10 protein-coding genes and 1 rRNA gene are annotated in these 9,908 nt (G+C 62.5%); 3 read left to right on the top strand and 8 right to left on the bottom strand.

From position 1 onward, the window contains the following. The 7 genes from gltA to JNK68_16730 form a co-directional block, all read right to left on the bottom strand. The coding region (gene gltA / locus JNK68_16760; GenBank protein ID MBL8541995.1) for a citrate (Si)-synthase at positions 1-258 on the bottom strand (258 nt) is incomplete at its 3' end. Between the two features lie 21 nt (positions 259-279). Further along, positions 280-558 (bottom strand): succinate dehydrogenase assembly factor 2, encoded by a 279-nt coding sequence (locus JNK68_16755; protein MBL8541994.1) that lies wholly within the window; start codon positions 556-558, stop codon positions 280-282. Further along, the gene (locus JNK68_16750; GenBank protein MBL8541993.1) at positions 555-1,250 is read right to left on the bottom strand and encodes a succinate dehydrogenase iron-sulfur subunit; all 696 of its coding nucleotides are present in this window, start codon (positions 1,248-1,250) and stop codon (positions 555-557) included. Before JNK68_16750 ends, JNK68_16755 begins: the two co-directional genes overlap by 4 nt. Before the next feature lie 55 nt (positions 1,251-1,305). Beyond that, positions 1,306-3,069, bottom strand: coding sequence for a succinate dehydrogenase flavoprotein subunit (gene sdhA / locus JNK68_16745; GenBank protein MBL8541992.1), 1,764 nt, complete (start codon positions 3,067-3,069; stop codon positions 1,306-1,308). After that, positions 3,069-3,416: a succinate dehydrogenase, hydrophobic membrane anchor protein gene (gene sdhD / locus JNK68_16740; protein ID MBL8541991.1), complete on the bottom strand. Its 348-nt coding sequence runs from the start codon at positions 3,414-3,416 to the stop codon at positions 3,069-3,071. The genes sdhA and sdhD overlap by 1 nt, the downstream gene beginning before the upstream one ends. Next, positions 3,410-3,793, bottom strand: a complete 384-nt coding sequence (gene sdhC, locus JNK68_16735) for a succinate dehydrogenase, cytochrome b556 subunit (GenBank protein ID MBL8541990.1) — start codon at positions 3,791-3,793, stop codon at positions 3,410-3,412. The genes sdhD and sdhC overlap by 7 nt, the downstream gene beginning before the upstream one ends. Before the next feature lie 74 nt (positions 3,794-3,867). Continuing rightward, the gene (locus JNK68_16730) at positions 3,868-4,602 is read right to left on the bottom strand and encodes a GntR family transcriptional regulator (GenBank protein MBL8541989.1); all 735 of its coding nucleotides are present in this window, start codon (positions 4,600-4,602) and stop codon (positions 3,868-3,870) included. Positions 4,603-4,861: 259 nt separating this feature from the next. On the opposite strand from JNK68_16730, the gene JNK68_16725 reads away from it, so the two are divergent. From JNK68_16725 to acnA, 3 genes are all read left to right on the top strand, one after another. Next, positions 4,862-5,848: a malate dehydrogenase gene (locus JNK68_16725; GenBank protein MBL8541988.1), complete on the top strand. Its 987-nt coding sequence runs from the start codon at positions 4,862-4,864 to the stop codon at positions 5,846-5,848. A gap of 78 nt (positions 5,849-5,926) precedes the next feature. After that, complete coding sequence (locus tag JNK68_16720) at positions 5,927-6,928, top strand: CoA ester lyase (protein ID MBL8541987.1); 1,002 nt, start codon at positions 5,927-5,929, stop codon at positions 6,926-6,928. Positions 6,929-6,994: 66 nt separating this feature from the next. After that, positions 6,995-9,691: an aconitate hydratase AcnA gene (gene acnA, locus JNK68_16715; protein MBL8541986.1), complete on the top strand. Its 2,697-nt coding sequence runs from the start codon at positions 6,995-6,997 to the stop codon at positions 9,689-9,691. A 117-nt stretch (positions 9,692-9,808) separates the two neighbouring features. Here acnA and rrf read toward each other — a convergent pair. Then, positions 9,809-9,908: ribosomal RNA gene (gene rrf, locus JNK68_16710) — 5S ribosomal RNA — on the bottom strand; the annotation flags it as partial.

The following is a 9,908-nucleotide window of genomic DNA, read 5'->3' as shown; positions in this document are numbered from 1 at the left end:
GAAGTCGCAGTGCACGGCGAGCTGTTCGATCGGGTAGCCGCGATAGAGCAGCACGCCCTCGTCGCCGTCGATGTAGGTGATGCGCGACTTGCAGCTGGCGGTGGCCATGAATCCGGGGTCGAACGTGAACACGCCCGTCTTGCCCGTCAGACTGCGGATGTCGACGACGTCCGGCCCGATGGTGCCGGACAGGATCGGCAGATCCACGCTCTTGGTGATGTGGCTTACGGTCAGGGTAGCAGTCTTGGTGTCGCCCATTACGCAGTTCTCCGGGAGGGGTTAGAGCCGAGTGTCCTTCTCTGTAAGGATTGCCTCACGCGTGTCCGCCGAGCCTCTTATCATCTGAACCAGCGGTTGCAGACGACGATCTTCGATTTCCGCTCGACCCGACAGGACCTGCCAGAGCTCGCCGTCCTGCAGATCGAGTATCTCCTTGAAGCGCGTCATATCATCGGGGCTCAAGTTCGGCAGATGGCGATCGACGAACCGATGCAGCAGCAGGTCGAGTTCCAGCATCCCGCGCCGGCAGTGCCAGCGCACCCGATCGAGCTCGCTCATACGGTGCGGCGAATCATCGCATCCTTGATCTTGCCGATGGCCCGAGTCGGATTGAGGCCCTTCGGACAGACATCGACGCAGTTCATGATCGAATGGCAACGGAACAGTCGATACGGGTCTTCGAGGTCATCGAGCCGCTCGCTGGTCGCCTGATCCCGAGTATCCGCGATGAAGCGGTAAGCGGCAAGAAGGCCGGCGGGGCCGACGAACTTGTCGGGGTTCCACCAGAATGACGGACAGCTCGTTGAGCAGCACGCGCACAGAATGCATTCGTAGAGGCCATCCAGCTCGGAGCGGTCCTCCGGGGATTGCAGCCGCTCGGTTTCCGGGGGCGGATCATCGTTGATGAGATACGGCCTGATCGAATGATATTGCTTGAAAAACTGGCTCATGTCGACGATCAGATCGCGGATCACGGGCAGCCCCGGCAGGGGGCGCAGTTCCACCGGCTCCTTGAGGTCGGCGAGCCGTGTGATGCATGCCAGGCCGTTCTTGCCGTTGATGTTCATGGCATCGGAGCCGCAGACGCCTTCGCGGCACGAGCGGCGCAATGACAGGGTGTCGTCGATCGACTTGATGCGCACCAGCGCATCGAGCAGCATCTTGTCGGTGGGCTCGAGCCGCACGTCGTACTCCTTCATGTACGGCTTCTCGTCGATATCCGGATTGTAGCGGTAGATCGAAAATCGCATCTCGAATCTCCTGATTCTGGGACGACGGCCCGGTTGCGCCGGGCCATCGTCGCGTTCAGTACGTGCGTGCCTTGAGCGGGAACATCTCGACGGACAGCGGCTTCAGGTGCACCTGCTTGTAGTCGAGGCGACAGCCCTCGCTGAACCAGAGCGTGTGCCGCAACCAGTTGTCGTCGTCGCGCTTGGGAAAGTCTTCGCGGGCATGCGCGCCCCGGCTCTCGGTGCGGGCCTCCGCCGAGACGATCGAAGCCAGCGCGACCTCGGCCAGATTGTCGAGCTCCAGGGCCTCGACCCGCGCCGTGTTGAAGGTCTTGCTCTTGTCGACGATGTAAGTGTGCTTCGACCGCTCCACGATCTCGTGCATCTTCTTGACGCCCTCGGACAGCAGATCGGGGAAGCGGAACACACCGCAGTTGAGCTGCATGGTCCGCCGCAGATCGGCCGACACGTCCTGCACCCGCTCGCCGCTGCCCGCCTTGTCGAGCCGCGCGAGGCGCGCCGCCGTGAGCTCGCCGGCATCCTTCGGCAGCTCCTTGTGCCCCGGATTCTCGCGAATGAAGCGGCCGAGACTGTCGCCGGCCGCCTTGCCGAAGACGACGAGGTCGAGGAGCGAGTTGGTGCCGAGACGGTTGGCACCGTGGACCGACACGCAGGCGCACTCGCCGGCGGCGTACAGCCCGCGCACCACCTCGTCCTGACCGCCTCTGGTGGGTGCCACCACCTCGCCGTGGAAGTTCGTCGGAATGCCGCCCATCATGTAGTGACAGGTGGGCACGACCGGGATCGGGTCTTTCACCGGATCGACGTTCGCGAACGTCTTGGCGATCTCGCGGATGCCGGGCAGCCGCTTCTCGATGACCTCGGCGCCGAGATGGTCGAGCTTGAGGAGCACGTAGTCGGCGTCCCCGCCGCAGCCGCGGCCTTCCTTGATCTCCGTTGCCATCGCGCGCGCGACGACGTCCCGGCTGGCGAGGTCCTTCGCATTCGGCGCGTAACGCTCCATGAAGCGTTCGCCGTTCTTGTTGAGCAGGTAGCCGCCCTCCCCGCGCACGCCTTCGGTGATGAGCACGCCGGCACCCGCCACACCGGTCGGGTGAAACTGCCAGAACTCCATGTCCTCGAGCGGAATGCCGGCGCGCGCAACCATGCCCAGTCCGTCGCCGGTGTTGATGAATGCATTCGTCGACGAGGCGAAGATGCGGCCGGCACCGCCGGTTGCGAACAATACCCCCTTCGCCTGCAGGATCATCACCTCGCCGGTCTCCATCTCGAGCGCGGTGACGCCGACGACATCGCCATCGGCGTCGCGGATCAGATCGAGCGCCATCCACTCGACGAAGAAATGCGTGTGCGCCCGGACATTGCGCTGATACAGCGTGTGCAGCATCGCGTGTCCGGTACGGTCGGCGGCAGCACACGAACGCGTGGCCTGCGCACCGCCGTAGTTCTTGGACTGGCCGCCGAACGGCCGCTGGTAGATCTTGCCATTCGGCAGACGGTCGAACGGCATGCCGAAGTGCTCGAGCTCGTACACCGCCTCGTTCGCCTTGCGGCACATGAACTCGATGGCATCCTGGTCGCCGAGATAGTCCGATCCCTTGACGGTATCGAACATGTGCCAGTGCCAGTTGTCCTCGTCGGCGTTGCCCAGCGAGGCGGCGATGCCGCCCTGCGCCGCCACCGTATGCGAGCGCGTCGGGAACACCTTGGACAGGACGGCGGTCTTGAAGCCCGCCTCGGACAGTTGCAGCGCGGCGCGCATGCCGGCGCCTCCCGCGCCGACCACGACCGCATCAAACGTTCTTCGTGCGAAAGCCATCATGCGCTCCAGAGAATCTGAACGGACCAGGCGCCATAGAGCACCAGGGCCAGAATGACGAGTACCTGCAGGCCGAGCCGCAGCCCGGTAGACTTGATGTAATCCATGAAGATGTCGCGCACGCCGATCCAGGCGTGCAGCAGCAGACTGATCACGGCGAGCAGCGCCGCAAAGCGTATAAAACCGTGACTCCACAGGGATTTCCAGCTCTCATAGTCACCTGTGGGCTGCAGACAGATCGCGACCCCCAGGATCACGGCGAACGCCGTGATCACCACGGCGGTGATGCGCTGCATGAGCCAGTCGCGCAGGCCGTAGTGGGCCCCTACCACGATGCGCTTTACCATAGTTTCACCCCCAGTATCAGCGTCAGGATCAAGCTGACGGCGAGCACCGCAGCGCTGCTGCTGCGGGCTGCCGGGAGCGCGCCGCCGACGTGCAGATCGAGAAGAAGGAAGCGGATGCCGGCACAGAGGTGATGCAGGAACGCCCACGTGAGCGCAAGCAGGATCAACTTGACGAGCGGGTGCTCGACGAATGCCACGATTCCGGCATAGCTGTCCGGCGAAGCCAGACTGCGATCGAGCAGGTACAGACAGAGCGGGATCAGCAGGAACATCAGCGCGCCGCTCACGCGGTGCAGAATGGACACGAATCCCGGCATGGGCAGTCGGATCTTGGCAAGATCCAGGTGCTTCGGCCGGCGTTTGGCGAGAGCATTCATGGTCGTGCTTCCTTTCTTAGAGGGATCGGGAATTGTCGTTTTGCACAGGGATCCGTCGGCTTGAGGCCGCCAGATCATGTGATCCGGTTTTGGTAGTGGTGGTTGGCAGTGTGAAAAAGACTGGCGCGGGTCTCGACCGGCTTCTCGCCGAACGTGAACGCGACGCGATCGACTCGCAACAGCGCCGCCCCCGGCGCCACCTCGAGCAGGCGGCTTTCTTCCTCGTCGGCGGCGACCGCCTTGATGCGCTCGCGCACTTCGATGATTCGCACACCGAACTGCGACTCGTACATGCTGTAGAGCTTGCACTCGTGCTGTTCGATGACGGCCGTCGACAGCCCCCGAAAGAGCGCTGTCGGAACGCGCACTTCCTCGAATTCCACCAGCTCGCCCGCGATGCGGAAGCGGCGGCGCACGATGAAGATGCTCGAGGCGGGAGGCAGATCGAGCAGGCGCGAGGTCACGCCATCGGCCTTCGCGCGGCGGCATTCGAGCAACTCGGGCGTGGGATGCACGTCCTCCCCACTATCGGGCGTGATCCGCGTGAAGTAGTATTTACGTCGTTCCTCGGCATGTGAGGCGACGAAAGTGCCCTTGCCTTGGTGACGTATCAGGAGATTCTGGTCGGCAAGCTCGTTGATGGCCTTGCGAACCGTGCCTTGGCTGACGTTGAACCGGCTGGCGAGTTCAATCTCGCTCGGGATCGGCTCGCCCGGCCCCCATTCGCCCGCCATCAGGCTCTGCGTGATCAGGGATTTGATCTGCTGGTAGAGCGGCTGAAAGGCAGGTGAAGAAAGCGCTTCCTTCATGACCGGCAATTGTACGCGCAATCGTGAGGGAGAGTCCAGAATTCGTATATCTTTTATCTTATATAAGATGGTTGACATTGCCTCAGCGAGTCCACTAGGATGGCCGCACTCGATGCTGCCATGTGCCTTGTCGGAACGGTTCCGTTGATGCCCGTCGTTCGCGGCGCACGCCGCCAGCTTGCGCAACGTCTCACCGAGCCGCGTTGATTCGCGCCACCCTCTTTGCACCAACATGCCCAATCAAAGGGAGCCCCACACCATGAAAACCCCCGTTCGCGTTGCAGTGACCGGCGCCGCCGGCCAGATCGGCTACGCCCTGCTGTTCCGGATTGCCAGCGGCCAGTTGCTCGGCCCCGACCAGCCCGTCATCCTGCAGATGCTCGACCTGCCCATGGAGAAGATGCAGCAGGCCTTGAAGGGCGTGATGATGGAACTGGAAGACTGCGCCTTTCCCCTGCTTGCCGGGATGGTCGGCACGGGCGACCCGAAAGTGGCGTTCAAGGACGCGAGCGTCGCCCTTCTGGTGGGCGCCAAGCCGCGTGGACCCGGCATGGAGCGCAAGGACCTGCTGCTCGAGAATGCCAAGATCTTCGTCGAACAGGGCAAGGCGCTCGATGCCGTCGCCGCACGCGATATCAAGGTGCTGGTGGTCGGCAACCCCGCCAATACGAACGCGTACATCGCCATGAAATCGGCGCCGAGTCTGCCAAAGGCGAACTTCACCGCAATGCTGCGCCTCGACCACAACCGCGCGCTGTCGCAGCTTGCCACGCGCACCGGCAAGGCGGTCTCCGAGATCGAGAAGATGATCGTTTGGGGCAACCATTCGCCGACGATGTATCCGGACATCCGCTTCGCGAAGATCGGCGGCACGCCGGCGGCGCAGCTCGTGAACGACGAAACCTGGTACCGCAACACCTACATCCCCCTCGTCGGCAAGCGCGGTGCAGCGATCATCGAGGCGCGCGGGTCTTCTTCCGCGGCCTCGGCGGCCAATGCCGCCATCGACCATATCCATGACTGGGTTCTCGGCACCGGCGGAAAGTGGGTGACAATGGGGGTTCCGTCCGATGGGTCCTATGGCATTCCGGCAGACGTGATCTATGGTTTCCCCGTCACGTGCGCAGGCGGAAAGTACGAGCTTGTGCAGGGGCTGGAGATCGACGCCTTCTCGCGCGAGAAGATGGACTTCACACTCAAGGAGTTGCTCGAAGAGCAGGACGGCGTCAAGAGCATGCTCGTCTAGCAGACGTACGACTCGACCGGGTGCTGCGCCAGCGCGCGGCACCCTATTTCTCCGTTACAGCAAGTCTCCACCGCCAACGTGACCCTGCTCGTTCACCCAAGCGAAGCCCTCTTCAAGGGCGAGAAACCGTTTCCGATCATCCCCGCCTGTGAGCACTACGCAGGCAGCGAAAAACTGATGCTCAAGGCGTTCGAGCTGCAGGAAGAGCTCGGCAGGACGTTCGACGTCACCTGCGACTGCGAGGACGGTGCGCCGACCGGAAAGGAGCGCGCGCACGCCGAGATGGTCGTGCGTCTGCAGAATTCTCCGGCAAACCGATTCCGCATGGTCGGGGTACGGATACACGACTACAGTCATCCCGCCTGGCGTCAGGATGTCGATATCCTGGTGGACGGCGTGGGCGAAGTGACGGCGTACATCACCCTGCCGAAGCCCACGGGCCTGAGGGAGGTGGCCGAGATGATCGACTACATCCAGTCACGCGCGGCGCACTGCGGGTTGAAGCGGGAGATTCCGCTGCACGTCCTCATCGAGACACACGGCGCTCTGCGCGATATCGAGCGCATTGCCGCCCTGCCGTGGGTACAGTCCCTGGACTTCGGTCTGATGGACTTCGTGAGCGCGCATCATGGCGCGATTCCCGGGAGCGCCATGCGCAGCCCCGGCCAGTTCGAACATCACCTCATCGTCCGCGCCAAGGCCACCATCGTTGCCGCCGCACTGGGCAACGGGCTCGTGCCATCGCACAACGTGTCGGTCGATCTGAGGAATCCTTACAACACCTATAGCGATGCGTGGCGCGCCCGCAACGAGTTCGGATTCCTGCGCATGTGGAGCGTCTATCCCGCGCAGATCCGCCCCATCGTCGAGGCGATGAAACCGGACCTTGAAGAAGTGAAGGAAGCCACCTTGATTCTCCTCGCCGCGCAGAAGGCGCAGTGGGGACCGATCCGGCATGCAGGCCACCTGCACGATCGGGCATCGTATCGCTACTATTGGGAAGTTCTGCAGAAAGGGCGACTCTCGGGTATCGCACTGTCTGCGGAAGTCGACCAGGCATTTTTCCCCGGCGCCGCCTGATACGCGCGACGCCATTACCCGTATCGCTTTCCACGGACTCACCACGCCAAGAACAGGAGGCAGCCCATGCCGCATAACGCCTACAACACCCTGAAAAAACTCCCGGGTGCTCCGACTCCCGGACAGTTCTATTCCCTGCCCGCATTGGCGGAGACTTATCCCGCAGTTAAGCGACTGCCGGTGTCCATCCGCATCGTGCTTGAAGCCGTTCTGCGCAACGTCGACGGCCGCAAGATCACCGAGGAGCATGTGAACCAGCTCGCCAACTGGGCACCGAACGCGCCGCGCGTCAACGAAATCCCCTTCGTGGTCGCCCGCGTCGTGCTGCAGGACTTCACCGGCGTTCCGCTGCTCGCCGACCTCGCCGCGATGCGCAACGTCGCTGACAATATGGGCAGGAATCCGAAGGTGATCGAACCTCTCGTGCCGGTCGACCTGGTGGTGGACCATTCGGTGATGATCGATCACTACGGCACCCGCGATGCGCTGAAGGAAAACATGGAGCTCGAGTTCGAGCGCAACGGCGAGCGCTATCAGTTCATGAAATGGGGGATGCAGGCGTTCGACACTTTCAAGGTGGTGCCGCCAGGGATCGGCATCGTGCACCAGGTCAACCTGGAATACCTCGCGCGCGGCGTGCACCAGAAGGACGGCATCTACTATCCGGACACGCTCGTGGGAACCGACTCGCATACCACCATGATCAACGGCATCGGCGTCGTCGGCTGGGGTGTGGGCGGCATCGAAGCTGAAGCCGGAATGCTCGGTCAGCCCGTGTACTTCCTGACCCCCGACGTGGTCGGCGTGCACCTCAGGGGGAAATTGCGCGAGGGCGTGACGGCGACGGATCTTGTGCTGACGATCACCGAAATGCTGCGCAAGCACAAGGTCGTCGGCAAGTTCGTCGAGTTCTTCGGCGAGGGCACGGCAAGCCTGCAACTGCCCGATCGCGCCACCATCGCCAACATGGCCCCGGAATACGGCGCCACCATGGGCTTCTTCCCGGTCGACGAGAAGACCATCGAGTACTTCAAGGGCACGGGTCGCACCAAGGACGAGATTACGGCCTTCGAGAAGTACTTCAAGGCGCAGCATCTGTTCGGCATTCCGAAAGCGGGAGACCTCGACTACACGAGCGTGCTCGAGCTCGACCTCGCATCGGTTGCGCCGTCTCTCGCCGGCCCAAAGCGCCCGCAGGATCGCATCGAGATGGGCAACCTGAAGTCCCAGTTCGGCAAACTCTTCTCGGCACCGGTGCAGGAGAACGGATTCGGCAAGGACGCGGGCGATCTCGCCAGGCGGTTCACCACCAAGGACGGTATCGACATCGGTTCGGGTGATGTACTGATTGCTGCAATCACGTCCTGCACCAACACATCGAATCCCGGCGTGCTGCTGGCAGCGGGCCTGCTGGCGAAGAAAGCGGTCGAGCGCGGACTGACCGTCAAGCCTCATATCAAGACATCGCTTGCACCTGGCTCTCGCGTCGTGACGGAATACCTCACGCGTGCGGGCCTCCTCCCGTACCTCGAAAAGCTGGGCTTCAGCGTTGCCGCCTATGGCTGTACCACTTGCATCGGAAACGCGGGCCCGCTGGCCGAGCCGATCGACGAAGCCATCGTCAGCAACGATCTCGTCTGTGCCGCGGTGCTTTCGGGAAATCGCAACTTCGAAGCGCGCATACATCCGAACCTGCGCGCGAACTTCCTCGCCTCGCCGCCTCTGGTCGTGGCCTATGCGATTGCCGGTACGGTACTCAAGGATTTGATGAGTGAGTCATTGGGTACGGGGAAAGACGGCAAGCCGGTTTGGATAGGCGACATCTGGCCGACTTCCGAGGAAGTCCACAAGGTGATGAAGTTCGCCACGGATGCCGCCACTTTCCAGCGCCTGTACGGTGATTTCACCAAGGACAATCCGCTTTGGCAGGCGGTGCCGTCGGCATCGGGTCAGGTCTACAACTGGCCGACCTCGACTTACATCGCCGAACCGCCCTTCTTTGCAGATTTCGGTATGCAGCCCGGCAGCACCGGCAACATCACTGGCGCCCGCCCGCTTGGGATCTTCGGCGACTCCGTGACCACCGATCACATCAGTCCGGCCGGCTCGATCAAGCCCACCTCACCCGCCGGCAAGTATCTCCAGTCGAAAGGTGTGGGAGTGATCGATTTCAACAGCTACGGCTCACGCCGCGGCAACCACGAGGTCATGATGCGCGGAACATTCGCGAACGTGCGGATCAAGAACCTCATGCTGCCGCCGAAGGACGATGGCACCCGTGTCGAAGGCGGTCTCACGCTGCTGCAGCCCTCCGGCGAGCAGATGTCGATCTACGACGCTGCGATGCGATACATCGCCGCAGGTATGCCTACCGTGGTGTTCGGCGGCGAAGAATATGGCACCGGCTCTTCGCGAGACTGGGCAGCAAAGGGCACGCAACTGCTCGGCGTGAAGGCGGTGGTGGCACGTAGCTTCGAGCGCATCCATCGCTCGAACCTCGTCGGCATGGGAGTGCTGCCGCTTCAGTTCAAAGGCAATGACAGCGTCGATTCGCTGGGAATCACGGGAAGCGAGACGTTCGATGTGCTTGGCTTGGACGATATCCGGCCGCAGCAGGATGTCACCTTGGTTATTCACCGCAAGGATGGGACGAGCCAGCAAGTCACCGTGCTTTCCCGGATCGACACACCGATCGAGGTGGACTATTACAAGCACGGCGGCATCCTGCCCTACGTGCTTCGCGAACTGGTTGCTGCAGCCTGATCCAATTTCCCATAAGCAAGAAAACCTCACCCGTATCGGGTGAGGTTTTTTTATTCAGGCTGGATGGCGGGAAAAAACAAAGCCCTCGGTGAGGAGGGCTTTGGGTGGGGGTGGTGAGCCTGGCGGTGACCTACTTTCGCGCGGGCAATCCGCACTATCATCGGCGCTGCGTCGTTTCACGGTCCTGTTCGGGATGGGAAGGGGTGGGTCCAACGCG

Source organism: Betaproteobacteria bacterium, assembly GCA_016791345.1.
GTDB lineage: Bacteria > Pseudomonadota > Gammaproteobacteria > Burkholderiales > JAEUMW01 > JAEUMW01.
Note: the sequence above shows the minus strand (reverse complement) of the source record. Positions and strands in the feature narration are given on the sequence as shown.

Excerpts from the sequence above, each read along its gene's own strand:
- JNK68_16755 (MBL8541994.1), bottom strand. The coding sequence starts at position 558 with ATGAGCGAGCTCGATCGGGTGCGCTGGCACTGCCGGCGCGGGATGCTG.
- JNK68_16750 (MBL8541993.1), bottom strand. The coding sequence starts at position 1,250 with ATGCGATTTTCGATCTACCGCTACAATCCGGATATCGACGAGAAGCCG.
- sdhA (MBL8541992.1), bottom strand. The coding sequence starts at position 3,069 with ATGGCTTTCGCACGAAGAACGTTTGATGCGGTCGTGGTCGGCGCGGGA.
- sdhD (MBL8541991.1), bottom strand. The coding sequence starts at position 3,416 with ATGGTAAAGCGCATCGTGGTAGGGGCCCACTACGGCCTGCGCGACTGG.
- sdhC (MBL8541990.1), bottom strand. The coding sequence starts at position 3,793 with ATGAATGCTCTCGCCAAACGCCGGCCGAAGCACCTGGATCTTGCCAAG.
- JNK68_16730 (MBL8541989.1), bottom strand. The coding sequence starts at position 4,602 with ATGAAGGAAGCGCTTTCTTCACCTGCCTTTCAGCCGCTCTACCAGCAG.
- JNK68_16725 (MBL8541988.1), top strand. The coding sequence starts at position 4,862 with ATGAAAACCCCCGTTCGCGTTGCAGTGACCGGCGCCGCCGGCCAGATC.
- acnA (MBL8541986.1), top strand. The coding sequence starts at position 6,995 with ATGCCGCATAACGCCTACAACACCCTGAAAAAACTCCCGGGTGCTCCG.